This is a genomic window from Sphingomonas citri, assembly GCF_019429485.1.
Lineage (GTDB): Bacteria > Pseudomonadota > Alphaproteobacteria > Sphingomonadales > Sphingomonadaceae > Sphingomonas > Sphingomonas citri.
Genome location: NZ_JAHXZN010000004.1, coordinates 126,448 through 146,678, shown reverse-complemented (window position 1 = coordinate 146,678; position 20,231 = coordinate 126,448). Strand labels below are relative to the sequence as shown.

Genomic DNA, 20,231 nt, shown 5'->3' with positions numbered 1-20,231 from the left:
TTAACCTGTCACCACGACGGGCGCCGCGGCACTGACCTGACCGACGTGGCGCCGCGAGCGGCTGCGTCGCAGCGGTCGTAGCAGGCATCCGACCGCATAGCCGAGGAAGACGCTGCCGACCGCGCCGGCGACCACGATATTGGCGGTGATCCCGTTGAGCGCTAGCAGGGTGACCAGCGCCAGCGCGGAGAAATCCACGCCGTCGCGCAACGGCGTCGCCAGCAACGCGCGCGCGGCGATCGCGAACAGCGCCAGCGTTGCGGGAAGGCCGAGCGTCAGCGCGACATAGAGGAACATGTTATCGATCATCGCCAGGTCAGGTCGCGCCCCTGTCGCGCCGATGCCGCCGAGCCCGAACCCGAGCAGCATCTGCGGCACGTCGAACAGATGCGGCAGCACGCGCGGCCACACCTCGACCATGCGCTGATCCAGCGTCGCCGCGTTCACCCGCAGCGCGGCGCTGAAGTCGACGCCAGCGAAGATCGGCGGCACCAGCATGCTCGCGGCCAGGCCGAGCGCCCCGAGCGGCCGCAGCAGCGCCGAGGCGTGAAAGCCAGCGCGGCGAAACCCCACCAGCGGCGCGACATAGGCGGTCAGCACGGTGATGATCAGCCAACCGGCGGTCGCCTTCTGCGTCGTCAGCAGCAGCGCGTGCACCGCTGCGACGCAGAACAGCGCACTCGCCGGGCGCAGGCGATTCTGAGTGAGCCCCAGGAAGACGAGCGTCCCGGCCGCGATGATCACCGAGGTGTCGGTCGAGGCGATGCCGAGGCCGGACAAGCGACGGCCACCGTCGGCGGACCATTGCCGCGCCGCGTCGGCGCTGCCACCGAACCCCTCGAACGTCATCCCCGCCCAGGGCACGGTGAACAGGGCGTCGTAGTACACGCCCGCGATGCTGATCGCGGCTGCCGCCACCAGCGCTACCGGCAAGAGCTTGTCCCCGCGGCGCACGCCCAAGCCGGCGAAGAAGGCGAGCAGGATATAACCCAGCCCGCGTACCGCGAGCGCGACTGCGAATCCGCTGTTGCTGAGCAACGAATAGACTACCAGCACCGACAGCGCTGCGACGGAGACGAGCACCGACACGATCTTGTCGCGCATCCCCGTGGCAGCGATCGCCAACAACGCGCCGGCCATCAACACGTCGGGCACATACCACAGGAAGGGCGCGAAGGCGCGGATCGGCGCCGCGAAGGTCTGCCGAAAGATCAGCACGATCGTGACCCATGTCACGACTCGGCGGACGCGCTCGCCGCTCGCCACGCCCACCGACCAACCGCGGAACGACGATGCCGCGGCGGAGGAGCGATGCCGATGCGCGCGCCGCCCAGTCGCCACAGGCGGCGCCAAGCTGACCGTTTCGTTCATCGGGCGTTCAATTCCCACCGTGGCGTGGTAGGTGCTCGACGGCGGTAACGCAATGTCAACTTGCTCATATTTGACAGCTTTCCCGTGATGGGTCACCAGAGTGGCCGATCGTGACCCGCCGCGCGTAGAGGTCGCACGCTGTCCGCTGTCAGGAGACCGACCGCGCGGCACCGCGGCGGCGCCGGAGGAACGCCATTCGTATCTTGCTGGTCTCGAGGAACTACTTTCCGGCCGCCGTGCACGGCGGCGCACAGGTGTCGGTCGCGCAGCTGGCGCAGGGATTACAGGCGCGCGGCCACACCGTGGCGGTGCTCAACGTCGACGATTACGCGCACCGCGGCATCCACGCCCCCACTGGCATTCGCGAGTTTCGATTGCCGCTCCGGAACCTTTACCTTCGTGGCGACCATCCCGCGCCCACGCGCCTAGCATGGCACGCGATCGACCGGCTTGGCGACCGCATGGCGGCGCACTATCGCGCGGTGCTCCGCGATTTTCGGCCGGACGTCATCAACACGCATGTGATGGCGGGAATCGGTACGACGATCTGGCGCGTCGCGGCAGCATGCGGCGTGCCGGTGGTCCACCGCGTCAGCGACTATTATCTGATGTGTCTCAATTCAGGGCACAGGAAGAGCGGCGTCAACTGCTCGGGCGTGTGCGGCAGCTGCCGCATGCTGGCGCTCGCACCCGCGCGTCGGCGCACGCCGCTGGTAAGGCACGTCATCTACGTGTCCGAGAAGATACGCTCGATCTACGACGCCAACACGGTATTCCCGCCCGACGTGCCGACGACGATTCTCACCGGAGCCTATCGGCCCGCACGCGCCGTGGCGCCACGGCCCGACCTGCTCGCACCCGGCCGGCTCACGATCGGCTTCTTCGGTCGGATCTCTCCCGAGAAGGGATTGGAGCAGCTGCTGTTGATGCTCCGCACGCTGCCGGCGGAGAGCTGGCGGCTTCGCGTCGGCGGCGATGGCCAGCCAGACTACGTGAACAAATTGAGGGAGTTGGCCGACAGCCTCCCCGTCGACTTCCTCGGCGTGCAGGCGCCCGACGATTTCTACGCCACGATCGACACGCTCGTTGTTTCGTCGCTGTGGGACGAGCCGTCGGGTCGCGTCGCCTTCGAATCAGGGATCCACGGCGTGATCCCGATCGTCGCCGCGCGCGGCGGTTTACCGGAGATGGTCGCGCACGGCGAGCGCGGACTGGTGTTTGATCCGGACGCGCCGGCGACGCTGCTGGCCGCCATCGCGCGCGTGCGCGAGGACCGGTCGCTCCGCGAGAAGGTGCGCGCGCGCTGGCTAGTCGACCGCCACGAGTATGACCCCGACGTGGTCGCCGAGCGGACCCTGGCGATCTACGAGCGACTCGTCGGGGTCCGGCTTTGATCGTGCAAAATGCGGCGGCACCTGCGATAGCACGGCGCGACGGAAATTTCGCATGAGGCCACAGCAGGATGGGAGCGTGATGACGATCGAGCGCGAGATCACCGCGGCGCCCCCGCTACAGGCGCACGTGGGCACGGTGCCGATCGCCGCGGGCGAAGCCGGCGCTGTCACCACGCCGCTGCGCGACGAGGCGGAGTGGCGCGCGCAGTTCGCCGGGCTGCGCGTCGCGATCGTCCATTACTGGCTGGTCGGCCCGGGCGGCGGCGAGAATGTCGTCAAGACGATGCTGCGCATCTTCCCGCAGGCGGTCGTCCACACCTTGGTCGCCGATCCCGATTATTCGCGTACGATCGTGCCCGACGACCGGCTGCGCACCAGCTTCCTGCAGAAGATCCCCGGCGCCGCACGCTTCCACCGCTCGCTGCTGCCGGTCGCGCCGATGGCGCTCGAGAATCTCGACCTCGACGGCTATGACCTGATCATCTCGAGCGAGTCCGGCCCGGCCAAGGGGATCATGCCGCCGTTGAACGCGGTGCACGTCTGCTACTGCCATTCGCCGATGCGCTACCTGTGGGACCAATACCATCATTACCGCCGCGACGCGTCGGCGCTGAAGCGGCTGGTGCTGTCGATCACGGTGCCGCGCTTGCGGCTGTGGGACGTCGGCAGCGCGTTGCGCGTGGATCGCTTCGTTGCCAACTCGCGCTACGTCGCCAGCCGCATCGCGCGTTACTATCGCCGCCCCGCCGAGGTGATCTACCCGCCCGTCGAGGTCGACGATTTCGCCACCTCGCCCGAGATCGACGATTACTACCTGATCACCGGCCGCCACGTCTCGTACAAGCGCGTCGACCTCGCCATCGCGGCGTGCAATCGGCTCGGCCGGCGGCTGGTGATCACCGGCAAGGGCCCCGAGACCGCGGCGCTGCGCAAGCTCGCCGGGCCGACGATCGAGTTCGTCGGGCAATGCTCCTTCGCCGAGCTCAAGCGCTATTACGCGCGCGCGCGCGCCTTTCTGATGCCCGGCGAGGAGGATTTCGGCATCGCCCCGGTGGAGGCGATGGCCTCGGGCCGGCCGGTGATCGCTTATGCCTCGGGCGGCGCGACCGAGACGGTGGTGCCCGGCCTGTCCGGCCTGCATTTCGCCGAGCAGAGCGTCGACAGCCTGGTCGCCGCGATTGAGACGTTCGAGCGCGACGAGGCGGGCTTCGACCAGGCCGCGATCCGCACCCACGCGCTGTCGTTCAGCCGTGAGCGCTTCCTCGACTCCTTCGCCCGCTTCGTCGCCGCCGCGCTGGCGGCGCGCGGCACGGCGGCGGGCACGTTCCGCTGAGCCGGCGCGCGATGGTTGGTTCGGATCGGCGCCGCCTGCGGCTGTTCATCAACGGTCGGTTTCGGCAGCAGCCGATGACCGGTGTGCAGCGTTACGCGACGCAGATCGTGCTCGCGCTCGACGCGCTGGCGGCGCGCGGTGCGCTCGAGGTCGAGTGTCAGCTCGTGCTGCCGCCCGGCGCCCCGCCGCTGCCGCTGCGCGCGATCGCGCAGGCGCACCACGGCCGGCTGCGCGGCCACGCCTGGGAGCAGGTCGACTTCGCCAAGGTCGCGCGCGGCGGCGTCGCGCTGAGCCTGGCGGCGAGCGGGCCGGTGTTCCAGCACCGCCAGGTGGCGGTCATCCACGACGCCGCCATCTATCGCTTCCCCGAGAATTATTCGCGCAGCTACGTGCTGCTGCACCGTGTGGTCGATCGTCTGCTGGCGCGCCGCGCCACGATCGCGACCGTGTCCGACTTCTCGCGCGGCGAGCTGGCGCATTGGCTAAGCGTGCCCGCGGACGAGATCGTCGTCGCCCCGAACTCCGCCGAACATCTGGACGCCGCGCCGGACGAGGGGGTGTTCGCCAAGCTGGGTCTGGCTGAGGACCAGCCCTTCTTCCTGACCATCGGCAGCCTGACCCGGAACAAGAACCTGCGCCTCGCGATCGAGGCGATGCGCCATCAGCCCGCCGCGTCCCGGTTGGTCATCGTCGGCCAGATCGACGGCGGCGTGTTCGCGGCGGAGATACCCCATGCGCCAGAGCAAGTGATCCTTGCCGGTCGGCTCTCCGACGGCGAGGTCACCGCGCTGATGCGACGCGCGCGCGCTCTCGTGTTCCCGAGCCTGTACGAAGGATTCGGCATCCCGCCGCTGGAGGCGTTCGGCAACGATTGTCCGGTGCTGGCCAGTGCGATCGCGCCGGTGCGCGAGGTATGCGGCGACGCCGCCGACTTTTTCGACCCGCACGATGCGTCTGCGCTCGCCGCGCGGATGCACCGCGCGCTCGACGATCAGGATGGCGCGTGGCGCGCCGAAAGACTGGCGCGCGGTCGCGCGCGCCTGGCGCATTTCTCGTGGGAGCGCTCCGCCGCGACGCTCGCGACGGCCTGCGTGGGGGCGGCGCGACGGACGTGATCGTACTCATGGATCGCCGGCGCCGCTGCCTCGTTCTAGCGGCGCCGGGCAGCTTATGGGGAGACAGGCGATGAGCCTGAAGAAATGGCCGTTCGTGGCCGCCGGCACGATCGCAGCGACTGCCTTGGCCGCCGCCGCCTTATGGTCGCAGGTGCCGACGACGACGCAAGTCACGTTCGCGGCGGCGCCGCCTCCGGGTCGCTACACGCCGCCGATCTTCGGCGCACAGACCCATTTCGGCATGGGTCGATTGCTGGGCTATACCAACGGTCCGCGCGCCGCCACACAGCTTCGCTCGATCGGCGCCAACTCCTATCGCGACGGCATCATCTGGGCGCAGTTCAGCTTCCCGCCGGACGGCCCGCCGGTGATCAAAAATCCGCGTCGGATCGTCGACTTTCTGCCGGTCGCCGGAGCACGGCCGCTGTTCGGCTTCGCCGGCCCACCCTTCCCGCTCTCGCCGAGCGGCATGCCGCTGGATGACGCGCAGCTCAAGCAGTTCGCCGATTATGCCGAGGCTCTGGTGCGCATGACCAAACCGTACGGCACGATCTACGAGGTGTGGAACGAGTGGAACCTGCGCGTCGGCCAGGACAAACCGCCGGCGCGGCTAAACGGTGAGGGCGATCCGTCCGACGCGCGCGCCGCGGTCCATTATGCCCGGGTCGCCAAGGTTGCGGTACAGGCGACCAAACGCGCCAACCCGAACGCACCCATCGTCGTCGGCTCGGCCGGCGACGACCCCGATTGGAAATGGACGCAGGCGATTGTGCGCTATGGCGCGCTCGACGGCGCCGATGGCATCTCGGTCCACACCTACAATCATTGCCAGGGCGTCAACAACCGCACTGCCAACGAGATGCTGACCCGGCTTCAGCGGCTGCAGACGCTGCTGCGACAGCAGCGCGGCGGCCGCGACACGCCGATCTACGTCACTGAGTTCGGCTGGCCCACCGTTGACGGCAAGTGCGGCGTCAGTCGACAGCGCCAGGCCTACAATTTCGCGCACTATATCCTGCAATCGTCAACGCTGCCGTGGCTGCGCGCATCCTGGGCCTATGAGCTCAAGGACGAGGGCCAGGACCCTAAGGACATGGAGCAGAATTTCGGCATTTTCGGCTATGACGATCAACCCAAGCCGGCGGCCTGTTTCATTAAGGAGGCGCGCGCGATCGTCACCGCGGCGCGCGCGGTCGAGCTGAAGCAACCGAGACCCGACGTCTTCGTGCTCCGCGCGCTCATGCCCGACCGCCAGCTCGCGGTAGTGTGGACCAACAGCATGAATCCGAGCAGCGGGGTCCGCTTCGCGGGTCGGCCCAGCGGCGTGCGCATGATGTGCGGTGACACGGCTGACGCCGGCGGCGACCTCGCGATCGGCCAGGCACCGCTGGTGGCGCGCTACCCGCTCGGCCAGCCGATCGCGCTGGCGATCACCGGCTGATCGCGGCCGGCGCGGACGCGAGCGGGGCACGGCCGGTGCGATTCCGCGACGTGGTGCGCGCCGATCTCCGCGCCAACACCGGGCGCAGCCGGCTGCTCGGCACGCTGCCGGCCTTTATCTTTCATCCGGGCTTCGCGACGATCTTCCTCCATCGCGTCGCGCTGGCCTTCGTCGGCACGCCGCTCGACAAGCTTGGTGCGCTGATCTGGGCGTGGAACACGCGACGCAGCGGCTGTCACCTGCATCTCGAGAGCCTGATCGGTCCCGGCCTCTACCTGCCCCATCCCGTCGCCGTGGTGATCGGGCAGGGCGTCCGCGTCGGCACCGGGGTGACGATCTACCAGTCGGTCACGGCCGGTCGATCGCACCGCGACGACTATCCCGTGATCGGCGACGGTGCGACGCTTTATCCCGGTGCGATCGTCTTCGGCGCGATCACGATCGGCGCCGCGGCGCGGGTTGGCGCGGGCGCGGTGGTCTTCGCGGACGTCCCAGCCGGCGCCACCGTGGCGGGCAATCCGGCCAGGATCGTCGGCGCGGCAGCTACCCGATAGCCGACCGACCGAATCGAGCGTCTGGACCGGCGCAGATATCACGAAATGATTAACGCACCTTCGCGATGATTCGGCCGCGGTGAAGCTGTCAGGTCGACCAACCTTTCCTGGGCAGTAGAGCAAAAGCGGAGATCGAACCGCCTTCCTATTAACCTCGTCTTTAGCGCGTCCGCTTACTGATCTGTCGGCGCGGCAAACGCGCGACATCCTGATCATCGAATTTGGCGGGGCAGGCGTGGCGAGCGCACGACGACGGACATCTTTGCTGACGGCCTGTGCCTGCGTGGCGCTGGCCAGCTGCGGCGGCGGCGGCGGCGGCAGCGCGACCGCGACGACCCCGGCGCCGGTCGTCGTCGTGCCCGCGAGCCCGACGCCGACCCCGGCCGTGCCACCCGCCTCGAGCCCGACTGATGCGTCGACGCCGACGCCGACCGCCAGTGGCGGCGGAGAGATCGTGATCGTCACGCCCACTCCGGCGCCGACCGCCTCTCCCATCATCGCACCAACGCCCTCGCCGACCGCGACGCCGCGTCCGACCCCGACCCCGACCCCGACCGTGGCGCAGCCGGCGCCGACGCCCGCCACCACTCCGACGTTTACTCCCGCGCCGTCACCCACGCCGACGCCGGCGTCCAGCGGCGAGATCGTCATCGTCACGCCGACACCGGCGGCTACTGCGGCGCCCGATACGACGCCCGCGCCCACGCCGACGCCGGCGGCATCGCAGCCGGCCGGCGGCTTCGCCTATCTCACGGGGCTGGCGAGCGACCTCGCCGACACGATAGCGAACGCTTTCTGGCGCTTCCTCGCGCTCTTCACCGCCGATGGTACCAACCTGGCATGGAGCAGCGGCCTCACCGCATTCCGCCAGCCGGTGCTGAGCGCGAGCGGCGCGGCGGCGGTGCCACCCGACGTGGTCCGGCTCGCACGTCAGGCCACGTTCGGTCCCAATCCGCAGGTGGTCGCGCGGATCAGCGAACTGGGTGTGCCCGGCTGGGTCGACGAGCAGTTCACCCTCCGGGGCAGCACCTACAAGGATCTCATCGAGTGGGTGCCGGTCAATTATTGTTCCGTCAACCCCGGCGTGCCGAAATGCATCCTCACCCACTTCAATCGCGCCCGCGTCGCGGCGCGGTTCTACGCCGACGCCACGATGGCGCCCGATCAGTTGCGCCAGCGCGTCGCCTTCGCCCTGTCGCAAATCCTGGTCGTATCGAATCAGGGCGACGCGACCGCGGGGCTGGCCTCGTTCCAGCAGATGCTGCTGGACAATGCCTTCGGCAATTACGGCGAGCTGCTCCAGGGTGTGACGCTCCACGGCTATATGGGTCGCTACCTCTCCATGGCCGACAGCGCTCGCGCCGCGCCGTCGGAGAATTACGCGCGAGAATTTCTGCAGCTGTTCAGCATGGGTCCGGTGCAACTCGCGCGTGACGGCACGCCGGTGACCGACTCCGTCGGACACACCGTGCCGAACTACAGCCCCGACGACGTGCGCGGCGTCGCGCGCGCGTTGACCGGATGGACCTACGCGCGCAGCGGCGGACGCACCGATTGGACCGGCTCGGATTACTCGCTGCCGATGGTGCCCGCCGCGGCAAACAAATATGACGGCGACGCCAAGTCCTTCTTCGGCACGAGCGTGCCGGCCGGAGCGAGCCCGGCGGACAGCGTGCGCGCGGTCGTCGCTGCTGCCTTCAACCATCCCTCGACCCCGCCACGCATCGCCAAACTGCTGATCCAGAACCTGGTGACCGCGAATCCGTCGCGCGGGTACGTCGGTCGCGTCGCCGGTGTGTTCGAGAACAACGGCAGCGGCGTGCGCGGCGACCTGAAGGCGGTGGTACGCGCCATCCTGCTCGATCCCGAGGCCCGCGGCGATGAGCCGCGCGGAGACGCGGGCAAGGTCAAGGACCCGATCATGGTCATGACCTCATTGGCCCGCGCGATCGGCCTCTCGACCGACGGCATCGCTTTCGTGCTGAAGGACACGTACCTTGGTCAGCCCGTGTTCAGCGCGCCATCGGTGTTCAATTTCTACCCGCCGGACTATCCGCTGGCGCGCACGCGCGGGCTGGTGAGCCCGGCGTCCAAGCTGCTGTCCGCGGGCAACGTCACCGAAGTGCACAATCTCGTCTTCAACTGGACGATGCGCGGTGACGCCAATCGGCAGGAATATAGCTGGGACATGGGCCTGCCGAACTTTACCGGCACGCAGCCGCGCTGGTCGGGGTGGGATCAGATCGCCACCGATGTCGACCGACTGGTATCCGTGACCAACCTGCTGTTGCTCGACAATTCCGCCACGGCGGCGCAGCTCTCCGCGCTGCGCAGCGCGCTGCTGTCGATCCGCAACAACGACGCGGCCGTGCAGGCGCACAAGCGGGCGCAGGCTGCGCTCTACATCGCCGCGTCTAGCCCCAACTTCCTCGTCGACCGCTAAGGACCTGATAGATGTTGATGTCGCGTCGCCACTTCCATCGTCTCGCGGTCAGCACCAGCGCCGCCGCCACGCTCGGCATATTCGGCCGCGGCGCCGCGTTCGGTGCCACCACGGGCGGCTATCGCGCGATGGTCGGCGTGTTCCTGTTCGGCGGCAACGACGGCTGGAACATGGTTGTCCCCACCGATCCGGCGACTTACGGCGCCTATCTCCAGTCGCGTGGCACGGTTGCCCTGGCTCCCGGCGCGATCGCGCCGCTGTCGGGCGTGCCGTACGGTCTGCACAAGTCGATGGCGCGGCTGAGCGAGCTATGGGATCGCGGCGCGATGTCGCTGGTGCTCAACACCGGCACACTCGCGGCACCGCTCGACAAGGCGACCTATACCGCACGCCCGGACCTGCGCCCGACCAATCTGATGAGCCACGCCGACGAGCAAGAGCATTGGCAATGCCTGCGCCCGCAGGGCACCAGCCTCGACGGGTTCATGGGACGGCTCAACGACCGCCTCGCCGCCGGCGCGGTGCCGCCGCTGATGTCGTTCGCGGGCAACAATATCGCGCTGATCGGCCAGACCTCGCGTCCGCTGGTGGTGCCGGCCACGGGCGCGCTGACCCGGCTCACCTCGGGTCAGAGCAGCATCGACACCGCGGTGGCGAGCTTCGCCGACGGCAGCGGTCTGGGCACGCTGAGCGAGTCGACCGGCGCCACCTATTCGGACGGCTACGCGATGATGGGGGCGACTGCCTCGCTGCTGGGGCAGACGAGCAGCGTCGACGGCTATTTCGTCGACCCCGACACCGGGGCCGCGCTCACGACCGACATCGCCAACCAGCTCAAGCGCGTCGCGCGCATGATCGAGGGCCGCGGGACGCTGGGACACGCGCGGCAGACCTTCTTCGTCTCGCAGGGCGGCTATGACACGCATGACAACCAGGTCGCCGCGGGGGACACTGGCAGCGGCCGCCACGCCGGTCTGCTCAAGGATCTCGCACTCGCGCTCTACGCTTTCTACAACGCGATGCAGGGCCTCGCGCTGCAGGACCAGGTGACCGCCTTCACCATGAGCGACTTCGGTCGCACCTTCAAAGGCAACGCGCAGCTCGGCTGCGATCACGCCTGGGGCAGCAATCACCTGGTGATCGGCGGCGGCGTGGCGCAGCGCGGCGTGTTCGGCCGCTATCCCGACCCGACCCTGGGCGGCAGCGACGACATCAGCTGGGAGGGGCGATTCCTACCGACCACGTCGCAGGAGGAATATATCGGCGCGATCCTGCGCTGGCATGGCGTCAGCGACGCCGACATGCCCTATGTCGTGCCGAACTGGGCGACGTGGTCGAGTAACGGGCGCGCGCCGCTGGCGCTGTTCACCTGAGCGGCGCACCGCCGCGGCGCAGCCCGCGGCGCGCGGCGCGCGCGGCAAAACCGAGCAGGCGAAGCGGTCGCGCGGCGAGATAGGCGCGTCCCTCGCGCATGCGCGCCACCGCGCCGATCAGGTCGCGATTTTCCCACAGCATCCACATGACCGAGTAGAAGGACCAGTCGTCGTACAGCCGCCGCAGCGTCGCGGGACGGTCGCGCAACACTGCCATTGCCTCATCCGCGGCGGTGATCCGGTCGACGACATAGCCCGCCGACTTGCGCGAGTTGGTCAGCGATCCGTCGCGGACGCGCTGGCGGTAGAGCAGATCGGGCACCGCGACGATCTGCCGCGCCGACAGGATCACCTTGAGCGTGAACAGATGGTCCTCGTGCGCGCCGCGCTCGGTGAACGCGGCACCGCTGCGCCCGAGCAGGTCGCGGCGCGCGACATAGGTCCATACCGCCGCGGTATACATGCGCTGACGCAGATGATGGGCGAGCAGCTCCCCACCGTCCGCGTACGTCCGGGCTTGCGCGTAGGCGACCTTGGGCGCGACCGGGACGAGCCGGCCGTCGCGCTCGGTCACCATGTCGGACGAGAAGAACAGCAGGTCCATCGCCGGGTGTCGCGCGTGCTCGCGGCGCAACGTCGCGACGAAGCCAGCGTCCATCAGGTCGTCGCTGTCACAGAAGAAAACGAAGTCGCCACGCGCCAGGCTGAGCCCGAGCGCGCGTGCCCGCGCCGCCCCCGCATTGGGGGTCTGCTGTAACACGATCTGCGTGCCGCGCGGACTGCGCGCGACGAAGGCGCGGATCCGTGCCGCGGTGTCGTCGACCGACCCGTCGTCGATCAACACCAACTCATCGGAATCACCCATCTGCGCGGTGACGCTCGCGAGCAACTCGTCGATCGCCGGCCCGACGTTGTAGCAAGGCACGACGACCGACAGGAAGATTGGCGAAGCGCTCACGACGCGCGCATCGCCCGGCTCGCATGGCCGCCGAGCTTCGCGCTGAGTCCGTTGGCGGCGAGCAGCACGAAACCACGCACCAGCGCGAAGGGAGAGAACCACAGCCCCAGGGCATAGCCCAGCGCCCCGACGACGACCGACAGCGCCAGGTTGACGGCGGGCCATGGCGTCGGTGCCATCACCACGACCGCGCCTGCCCCGATGAAGATCGGCAGCGTTTGCGCGAAAGGGATCAGTACGTTGATGAGGTACTGCCGGCCCACGCCGACGACACACGCGCGCACCAGGAAGAAATAGGAAGCGATGGTGTTGAGCAGTTGCACGATGAGGAAGCTGCTGGCGATGCCGACGATGCCGTAGCGTTGCCCGAGCACGATCGCCAGCACGATGCCGATCAGCAGCTTAGCCACGCCCATGCGCACGTTGAGGTGCATCTTCGCTTTGACCAGCAGCAGCGAGATGACCGGAGGATCGATGCTGCGCACCATGCCGACCAGGCACAGGATTTTCACCAGCACCGCGATGAATTGCCATTCCGGCTTGAAGAACACCTGCACCACTAGGCTGCTGCAGACAAACATGCCGGCGAGCAGCGGCAGGTTCACGAGCATGCCATAGCTGGTCACCAGCAGGAAATTGCGCGTCAATTTCGTCTCGTCGTCTTGGATCTTGGCGAATGCCGGGAACAGCGCCTGCACGAGGACCGGCTTGAGCCGCTCGATCAGGTTGATGCTGATGCCGTAGGAGATGTTGTAGCCGCCGATGGCGGTGAGGCTGACCATTCGCGCCATCAGCGCGGGGTAGGTGTTCACGCTGACCACGTTGATCAACGAATCGAGCACCAGCTGGACCGAGTAGCGGATATGTGGCCGCGCCGCCGGCCAGGAGAAGGTGAACGACGGGCGGCGCTCGCGCAGGCTGTGCGCGAAGAAGATCACGCAGCCCAGCGTCGTGCTGACGAAGAAGGCGACCGAAGCCACCCACGCCTTCTTGAAGATCACCGCCAGCGCGATCACCAGCACGCAGTTGGTCAGCAGTGTGATGATCGAAACGATCGCAACGAAATCGAAGCGCAGCTCACGCGACAGAATCGCGCGCTGCTGCTGCCCGAACGGTACGAACAGGAACACCAGCGACATGATTTGCAGCTGCGTGGTCAGCTCGGGCGATTTGAAGAAGTGGCTCAGCAGCGGGCTGCTGACGAAGGCCACGACGAACGTGACGAGGCCCAGGCCGATGTTGATGGTGTAGAGCGAGGAGAGCTCGAGCTCGGTGATGTGGCCGTGACGGATGATCGAATTCGAGATGCCGAAGTCGATAAAGATGTTGAAGAACGTGATGATCATCAGGGCAAGGCTGATGACGCCATATTCGTGCGGAGGCAGTATCCGTGCCAGCAGCCACAGCTGCAGCAGCCCCACGAAGGCGCCGATAGCGGTGGACACGAAGTTCCACTTCACCGCCTTCATCGTCTTGGCTTTAAGTTCCACCGCTCAGGCCCATCCCAGAGACAATATCGATCGCAGCGCGACCCCGCGACGGCGAGCGCGGACGGCCCCATAGCATTCCTTTTCGCCAAAGCGGGTAGCATTTTTTGGTGCACTGCACCATAGCGCGACCCCCCGCGCCCTCGTTAGGCGCGGAGCAGCGAGCGCAGCTCGGGCATCTGCTCCAGCAGCGCCGCGAATTGCGCGTCGTTGCCAGACTCATGGAAATTGTAGCTGTTGAGCGCGCTCTCCTGCGACGCCGGCCATTCCACCACGGGCATGCGATGCGGCACCCGCCGCCGCGGCGTACCGTTACGTACCGCCATGGCGAAGAACCAGATGTCGTCCGCGCGCGGACAGAGCGCCAGGTACGATTCGGCGTCGAGCACGTCCTCGTGCAGCGCCCCCGGTGGGTAGAGGATACCCGACACGCCTGTCAGGAACAGCAGACGGCCAGGGCCGACGTCCGCCGTGGCGTCGGTATCGAACGTCCAGTCCTCATAGGCAGCGGGCTGCCCGGCGGAGTCGAAATGGGCGACGTGGCCGCGATAGCCGATCACCGCACCGGGATGAGCGCCGGCGGCATCGACCAGCCGCTCGAGCCAGCGCGGCTCATAATAGACATCGTCGTCCGTGGTCACGATCGTCGCGTCGGGGAAGGCGGCGAGCGCGGGCAGCAGCTTCTTGGCCGATCGCAGGTCCGCGCATTCCCGGATCTCCAGCCCGTGTTCGACCAGCGCGAGCACGTCGGCGGGTAGCGCGCCTCGGTCGGTCGCGGTCAGCCACAGCACGAGGCGGTCGGGGCGGACGCTCTGGTCCAGCAGGCTGCGCAGCGTCCGCGCCAAAGTGGCGTAGCGCTTGGGATAGGAGGTCAGTGACACCACCAGCGGCGTGGCCAGACCATGGGCTCGTCGCTCACCTACCGCGGGGAACGCATCGGTCGCCGCGATCGCGGCGGCGAGCCGACGGCGCTCCTCGCGTGGCCCGGCGACGTCGAACAGGCGCTTGAGCCGACCGAGCCAGCGGTAGCCGCGGGGAAAGGCCGCCCGTAGTGCGCGCTTGAGCTTCACTGCCGGCAACCTCCTGGTGCACCGTCGCGCCGCATGGCAGTCCGCCAGCGGCGCGGGTGGGCGTACAAGCGACCTTGTCGCACTGCAACATGCGGCGCGCTCACGCGGCGGCCTTGGCCGCGATCGCGTCCGTGAAGACGTCGCGATAGGCCGCGACGACGGCTTCCTCCGAGAAGGACGCGAGCAGATCGGGGCGCCCGACCCCGCCCTGACGCCAATCGTCGCGCTCGTCGATCGCGGTCGTCATCGCCGCGGCGAGCGCCGCGCTGTCATAGGCGGGGTAGACCGCCGAGCGCCGCGGCAGGTCGGCGATCTCGGGGATGCCGCCCGAGTCCGCCGCGATCACGTTGCGACCGTACTTGGTCGCCTCGATCAGCGTGCGCGTCAGCGGCTCCGGCCAGATCGAGGAGATCAGCGCGACATCGATCGACTCGTAGAAGGCGGCCGAGTCGGCGAAGCCGAGCCACTCGATCCGGGGGTCGGGATAACGCCGTTGCAGCTCCTCGACATAGCTCGGCAGCCCCACGCCGGCAACGCGCAGGCGCCAGTCCGCGCGCTCGAGGCGGGAGCAGGCGTCGAGCACCACCTCGATGCCTTTGCCCGATTCGACCCGGCCGATATAGCCGAAGGTCAGCGGTCCCTCGCGCGGTGGCGCGTCGTCGCGCTGCGGATCGGGGATGATGTTGAAGATACGGCGCCCCGGCACGCCCTCGAAGAAACCGAACTCGCGGTGCTTGGCGTCGACGAAATGGCTGATCGATACGAGCTGGGTGACCTGGCGCGACGCCTTTTTGCTGGGGAAAGTCAGCAGCCGGCACTCGGCGCAACGCTTCGTGCACGTCCGGTCGTGCTGAAACAGCGAGGTGCGCACGCACACCACGGCATAGTCGCGAAGCGTCTGCACGATAGGGATCCCCCGCCGCGACGCTTCGGACCAGACCGCGTTGCTGAATCCGGTGAGCACGTTGCAGTGGATCACGTCGGGCCGCACCTGGTCCATCAGCGCGCCCACGCGCCGCGCCGCGCGCCGGTTCCAGCTGTTGCGCAGGTGCCAGCGGAAGCCCGCGATCGCCGAACGGTCGATAACCACCTTGCCATAAGGCCAATAGATGTTGTCGAGCGGGAAGCGGTGGATCTCCGCGCCCGTGGTCAGGCGCTCGGTGGTCGGCGCCGCGATATCGTCGAGCGTCGCCACGGTGACTCGATCGCCCGCGCGCGCGAGTCCCTCGGCCAGCAGGGATACCGACTTCTCGGCGCCACCGATCCGGTGGGGCGGGTAGAGCGCGTTCACGATCAGGATGTTCACAGATGCCGCCGCGGAGCCGAAGGTGGTTGGGAAAGCGCTACTTGCGCTGAGCGCAGATGCGACCGACGCGGCATTAAGCAGCACCCCGAGGCGAAGCAAGCACCGCGCTCGCGGCATGTCGCATGGCTGCTGCGGGCCAACGCGTGGATTTTCCGAGTGCGCCGTCCACGGCCGCCCTCGCTGCGTGCCCGCCACCCGGTCTCTCGGTGGGACAGTTGCTAGGCCAGCTATGGCACTCGTATCGTGCCATCGCTCACTCGGGTGCGCCCCGCTACCGCCACGAGCAGCGCGGGCGGGTACGGTCCGACGACCACCGGCGCCTCGGGCGGAGTCGCGTCGGCACCGCGCAGCAGCCCAGTGCGCTGCACGTCGACGAGCGCGTCATGGAAGGGGCGGCGCAGCACATAGGCGCGCGCGTCCGCCGGCAACGCCAGCCGCCCCCCACGCGCCGGCGCACGCGCGGCGAGGCCGCGCCCCCAGCTGTCGAGCTGCGGCCCCGGCGCGACGAGCGGCACCACCGCGAAGGGACAGGCCGGACGGTGCAGCTGGACGCGGCACGCCATCTGCGTCGCCACCCCCATCGCCTCGCCGTCGACCAGCAGCGCGGCGCCGGGGTCGGCGGCGACGCGGGTCACCACCGCGCGCCAGTCCTCCTTGGGCAGATGCGGCCGCGTGAGCGCGACGCTCACCCCCAGCGCCAGCGCGAGCGCGACCAGTGCGGCGGCATAGCCGCGCCCGCGCAGCGTGCCGACGCCGCGCGCCGCGAGCACCAGCGGGAACAGTGACAGCCACAGGATGGTGCGGTCGAGGAAGATCGGCTGCTTGAGGTTGAGCACGAGGAACAGCGCGGTGCCGGTCGCGAGGCAGGCGAGCGTCAGCCGCGTCACCGCCTCGCCGCGCCCGCGCCACGCCCCCAGCGCGGCAAACCCCGCCACCAGCAGTGGCGCAGGCAGCTGGAGCGCGCTGATCTGGCGCGACTGCAACAGCGTGGCGACGTAGACGAGCGCGCTCTTGGTCAGCCCCAGACCCTGCATCCAGCCGAGATTGCCGTTGGGCTGGGCGAGCTGGCGGAAGGTGATGTACAGCCACCAGGACGAGCCCAGCACGATCATACCGCCGGCGACCGCGAGCGCGATCCACAGCCCGCCGCGGAAGGGTCGGAAGCGCGCGTCGACCAGCATCAGCGCCAGCGTCGCGGTGGCGGGCCAGATCAGGCCGGTGGTGTGCAGATAGATGCCCGCGACCGCGCCCATCACGTAGAGCACCCAGCCGATCGCGCGCGCGCGCGCCGTGGTCGCCAGAACGATCTGGACCAGCCCGGCGAAGGACACCGCCACCGCGAGATACAGGAAGATATAGGCGCGGACCTGGTGCGAGAAGTACAGCTGCTGCGGCGACAGCGCGAGCAGCAGCGCCGCCGCGACCGCGGCGCGACGTCCGTAAGCGCGTGCCACCGCGGCATAGATCACCCCGATCGCGGCGAGGCTGGCGGCGATACCGGGCACGCGCAGCCCGGCGTCGCTCAGCTCGGTGCCCTCGATCCACCAGCGCAGCAGCGTGTAGAACAGCGGCGGGTTGGTCTCGCGCAGCATCCACGCGCTCCACAGCCGCTCGGTCGGCTGCGACGCGAAGAACACCGAGGCGAGCTCGTCGAACCACAGAGAGTAATCGGAGAAGGCGAGCCGAACCATCGCCGCCACCAGCACCGCCGCGGTCAGCGCGGCGAGCCCGATCCGCGACTCGAGCCCCGAGCCCGGCCAGCGCCGCGCGGTGTCGCTCCGCTCCATCCCGTCCCCTCTCCCCCGCGCGAGCGCGGCGTGTTCAGCCGCGTTTGCGCCAGGTGAAGATCGACGACATCGCGTAGTTCCACACCGTGGTCACCGCGATCCCGGCGAGCGCCGACACGATCAGGTAATTCTGTCGCTGATACAGATAGTGCGCGATCCCGACATTGGCGAGGAAGCCGATGCCACACACCAGGTTGAAGCTGAGCCAGCCCCACCACAGCCGTCGCCCGGTGAGCCGCTGGTCGCGATAGGTCAGCAGGTTGTTGAGCAGGAAGTTGCTGGTGGTTGCGACGAGCGTGGCGGCGCCCTGCGCGATCGCGAACGAGCGCCCCTGATGCGCCGCGCCGTCGCCGAACGTGAGCAGCGACTCCAGCACGATCGTCAGCACCAGGAAGTGGACGAACACGCCCGAGCCGCCGACCATCGCGAAGCTGATGAAGCGCACCGGCACGTAGCGCCCGAACATCTTGTCGAGCAGAAGCTGGAGATATTCCCACAGCACCAGGCTGTCGAGCTTGCTCTCGCCGTGCTGGCGGGTGCGGAAAGTATAGGGCACCTCGGCGACGCGCAGCGGCTCTGGAGTCGAGGCGGCGATGTCGAGCAGGATCTTGAAGCCCACGGTAGATAGATTGGGCAGCGCCGCCATGAAGGCGTCGCGGCGCAGCATGAAGAAGCCGCTCATCGGATCGGTGATCGGCGCGCGCGTCAGCCGCCCGGCGAGCCGCGTGGCGAAGCGGCTCATCGCGGCGCGGCGACGATCCCACTCACCCACCCCGCCTCCGGCGACGTAGCGGCTGCCGACCACGACGTCCACGTCGCCCCGCGTGATGCGGCGGAACATGTCGGTGAGCACGCGCTCGTCGTGCTGCATATCGCCGTCCATCACCGCGACATAGGGCGCCGCGGTGGCGAGGATGCCCTCGATGCAGGCGGTCGACAGGCCCCGCCGGCCGAAACGCTGCACCACCCGCACGCGCGGATCGGCCAGCGCGAGGTCGCGCGCCTGATCGGCGGTGCGGTCGGGCGAGTTGTCGTCGACGAAGACGACCTCCCAGCGGACGCCCGTCAGCGCGGCGTCGAGCGCGGCGACCAGCAGCGGCACGTTGCGCGACTCATTGTACACCGGCACCACGATGGCGAGCTCGGCGGGCAACACGCGCGCCGGCGCCGCGGGCGGCGCCGCCTCGTGCAGGGTCGGCCGATCCATTCTGTCTCCCGTGTCGATCATCGTGACACCGCGTCGGTCGCGCTCGGCTGCGGGTCGAGCCGCACCGACAAAGCCGGGTCCCACACCGTGTAGGTCTTGCCCATGAACACCGACTCGATCACGCCGACGCCGACGCCGTAGAGGCTCAGCACCGCCGAGGAGGCGAGCGACAGCGGCTTGGCCTGGGTCTTCTCGCCGATCACGAGCAGCAGCGCGCCGAGCAGCGCCAGCGCGCCCGTGACCGCCCAGCCCGCGGCCAGCGCGAAGCCGAGCGCGGCGCACAGCGTCGCGCCCGCGACGAAGAAGGGCATCAGCCACTTCATCGGACGGTGCGACACATAAGCGTAGAGCGGCAGGAAACGCATGCGGCGCAGCTGCGGCCACATCGCGCGGTGCACGTTGAGCGCCTGGCACGCGATCCGCTGCTTGCGCCGCTTCTCCTCGTTGGCGCCGGTGGCGCTGCGCTCATACACCTCGACGTCGTCGGCGCTGACGATGCGCTTGCCCGCGATCAGGATGGTGAGGCTGAGGAACAGGTCGTCGATCAGGTGCGGCGGCGGCGCGCGATGCAGCGCGCGCCGCATCATGAACATGGCGCCGTCGCAGCCGATCAGCCCCATGCGATCGCTCTCGATGCGCTTGATCTGCTCCTCGCGCTGCCAATAGCCCGAGCCGAGGGCGGCGGTCGCGGTCTCGTCCGAATTGGAGTAGACAAGCCGCGCCGTAGCGCAGCCGACGCTGGGATCGGCGAGCCACCGCGCCAGCCGCGTCGCGACGTCGACCTGACTCTCGACGTTGGCGTCGGTGAACAGGATATAGTCGCTGCGGCTGCGCGCCACGAGCAGGTTCATCCCGAAGGTTTTGCCGGCGCGCTCGGCGCCCACCACCAGATCGATCCGATCGGCGTAGCGCTCGAGGATCGCGACCGTGCCGTCCTGGGGTGAGTCGGCGTAGACGTGGATCGTCGCCGGGCCGTAGGCCGCGGCGACCTCGAGCAACCGCTCCACCTTGGCGGCGATGACGTCCTGCTCGTTATAGGCGCTCATGCAGATCGCGAGCGACGGCGGCGGCGAACGGAGTGCCGCAGCCGGCACCGCCGGGCGCGCGCGCACGAAGAGGCGCAGGCTGAGCGGATAGGTCAGCAGCGGATGGACCGCGCATGCCAACAACATAGCGGCCGCCACCATCGCGAGAACGATTGACGTATCTATTGGAAGTCGCCCCGACTAACGCCCGCGTACACTGGCCCCTGAGCGCTTAGAGTGTGGCGAGACGACACCCGATGCAACGGAAAAACCAGTACTTACCATATCAGAACAGGACATCATGCTGCGCCGCACCATGTTGACGGCGCGCGATCATCACTGGTAGGTATCCACGCCGTTAACCGGG

At 68.6% G+C, this 20,231-nt stretch carries 15 protein-coding genes; 7 read left to right on the top strand and 8 right to left on the bottom strand.

Features of this window, described 5'->3' with window-relative positions:
• On the bottom strand, positions 1 to 1,341 hold the full coding sequence (locus KZ820_RS13000) for a hypothetical protein (protein WP_219749051.1): 1,341 nt from the start codon (positions 1,339 to 1,341) through the stop codon (positions 1 to 3).
• Between the two features lie 233 nt (positions 1,342 to 1,574).
• Between KZ820_RS13000 and KZ820_RS12995 the strand changes: the two genes are divergently transcribed.
• The 7 genes from KZ820_RS12995 to KZ820_RS12965 all read left to right on the top strand — a co-directional run bounded on the left by KZ820_RS12995 (position 1,575) and on the right by KZ820_RS12965 (position 11,024).
• Positions 1,575 to 2,765 (top strand): glycosyltransferase, encoded by a 1,191-nt coding sequence (locus KZ820_RS12995; protein ID WP_219749050.1) that lies wholly within the window; start codon positions 1,575 to 1,577, stop codon positions 2,763 to 2,765.
• A gap of 52 nt (positions 2,766 to 2,817) precedes the next feature.
• Positions 2,818 to 4,098 carry a glycosyltransferase gene (locus KZ820_RS12990; RefSeq protein WP_219749049.1) on the top strand — a complete coding sequence of 427 codons (1,281 nt, stop codon included), beginning with the start codon at positions 2,818 to 2,820 and terminating at the stop codon, positions 4,096 to 4,098.
• Positions 4,099 to 4,172: 74 nt separating this feature from the next.
• On the top strand, positions 4,173 to 5,213 hold the full coding sequence (locus tag KZ820_RS12985; RefSeq protein ID WP_219749048.1) for a glycosyltransferase family 4 protein: 1,041 nt from the start codon (positions 4,173 to 4,175) through the stop codon (positions 5,211 to 5,213).
• A 70-nt stretch (positions 5,214 to 5,283) separates the two neighbouring features.
• The gene (locus KZ820_RS12980) at positions 5,284 to 6,654 is read left to right on the top strand and encodes a cellulase family glycosylhydrolase (RefSeq protein ID WP_219749047.1); all 1,371 of its coding nucleotides are present in this window, start codon (positions 5,284 to 5,286) and stop codon (positions 6,652 to 6,654) included.
• Between the two features lie 35 nt (positions 6,655 to 6,689).
• A complete protein-coding gene (locus KZ820_RS22210) occupies positions 6,690 to 7,208 on the top strand; it encodes a serine O-acetyltransferase (RefSeq protein WP_219749046.1) in 519 nt (172 codons plus the stop codon).
• A 262-nt stretch (positions 7,209 to 7,470) separates the two neighbouring features.
• On the top strand, positions 7,471 to 9,651 hold the full coding sequence (locus tag KZ820_RS12970; RefSeq protein WP_219749045.1) for a DUF1800 domain-containing protein: 2,181 nt from the start codon (positions 7,471 to 7,473) through the stop codon (positions 9,649 to 9,651).
• Between the two features lie 11 nt (positions 9,652 to 9,662).
• Positions 9,663 to 11,024, top strand: coding sequence for a DUF1501 domain-containing protein (locus tag KZ820_RS12965; protein ID WP_219749044.1), 1,362 nt, complete (start codon positions 9,663 to 9,665; stop codon positions 11,022 to 11,024).
• On the opposite strand, the gene KZ820_RS12960 is transcribed toward KZ820_RS12965, so the two are convergent.
• The 7 genes from KZ820_RS12960 to KZ820_RS12930 all read right to left on the bottom strand — a co-directional run bounded on the left by KZ820_RS12960 (position 11,017) and on the right by KZ820_RS12930 (position 20,011).
• Positions 11,017 to 11,982, bottom strand: coding sequence for a glycosyltransferase (locus tag KZ820_RS12960; protein WP_219749043.1), 966 nt, complete (start codon positions 11,980 to 11,982; stop codon positions 11,017 to 11,019). The two genes, KZ820_RS12965 and KZ820_RS12960, sit on opposite strands and share 8 nt — an antisense overlap.
• Positions 11,979 to 13,472: an MOP flippase family protein gene (locus KZ820_RS12955; protein ID WP_308462218.1), complete on the bottom strand. Its 1,494-nt coding sequence runs from the start codon at positions 13,470 to 13,472 to the stop codon at positions 11,979 to 11,981. Before KZ820_RS12955 ends, KZ820_RS12960 begins: the two co-directional genes overlap by 4 nt.
• Before the next feature lie 143 nt (positions 13,473 to 13,615).
• Positions 13,616 to 14,539, bottom strand: a complete 924-nt coding sequence (locus tag KZ820_RS12950; protein ID WP_219749041.1) for a glycosyltransferase family protein — start codon at positions 14,537 to 14,539, stop codon at positions 13,616 to 13,618.
• A gap of 100 nt (positions 14,540 to 14,639) precedes the next feature.
• Positions 14,640 to 15,845 (bottom strand): glycosyltransferase, encoded by a 1,206-nt coding sequence (locus KZ820_RS12945; RefSeq protein WP_219749040.1) that lies wholly within the window; start codon positions 15,843 to 15,845, stop codon positions 14,640 to 14,642.
• Between the two features lie 227 nt (positions 15,846 to 16,072).
• On the bottom strand, positions 16,073 to 17,632 hold the full coding sequence (locus KZ820_RS12940) for a glycosyltransferase family protein (protein ID WP_219749039.1): 1,560 nt from the start codon (positions 17,630 to 17,632) through the stop codon (positions 16,073 to 16,075).
• A 34-nt stretch (positions 17,633 to 17,666) separates the two neighbouring features.
• Positions 17,667 to 18,839, bottom strand: a complete 1,173-nt coding sequence (locus KZ820_RS12935) for a glycosyltransferase family 2 protein (RefSeq protein WP_219749038.1) — start codon at positions 18,837 to 18,839, stop codon at positions 17,667 to 17,669.
• A gap of 17 nt (positions 18,840 to 18,856) precedes the next feature.
• Entirely contained in the window at positions 18,857 to 20,011 is a 1,155-nt protein-coding gene (locus KZ820_RS12930) for a glycosyltransferase (RefSeq protein ID WP_219749037.1), read from the bottom strand.
• Positions 20,012 to 20,231 lie beyond the last annotated feature (220 nt).

Coding starts and splice junctions, on each gene's coding strand:
- KZ820_RS12990 (WP_219749049.1), top strand. CDS start 2,818: ATGAGGCCACAGCAGGATGGGAGCGTGATGACGATCGAGCGCGAGATC.
- KZ820_RS12985 (WP_219749048.1), top strand. CDS start 4,173: ATGACCGGTGTGCAGCGTTACGCGACGCAGATCGTGCTCGCGCTCGAC.
- KZ820_RS12980 (WP_219749047.1), top strand. CDS start 5,284: ATGAGCCTGAAGAAATGGCCGTTCGTGGCCGCCGGCACGATCGCAGCG.
- KZ820_RS12965 (WP_219749044.1), top strand. CDS start 9,663: ATGTTGATGTCGCGTCGCCACTTCCATCGTCTCGCGGTCAGCACCAGC.
- KZ820_RS12940 (WP_219749039.1), bottom strand. CDS start 17,632: ATGGAGCGGAGCGACACCGCGCGGCGCTGGCCGGGCTCGGGGCTCGAG.
- KZ820_RS12935 (WP_219749038.1), bottom strand. CDS start 18,839: ATGGATCGGCCGACCCTGCACGAGGCGGCGCCGCCCGCGGCGCCGGCG.
- KZ820_RS12930 (WP_219749037.1), bottom strand. CDS start 20,011: ATGTTGTTGGCATGCGCGGTCCATCCGCTGCTGACCTATCCGCTCAGC.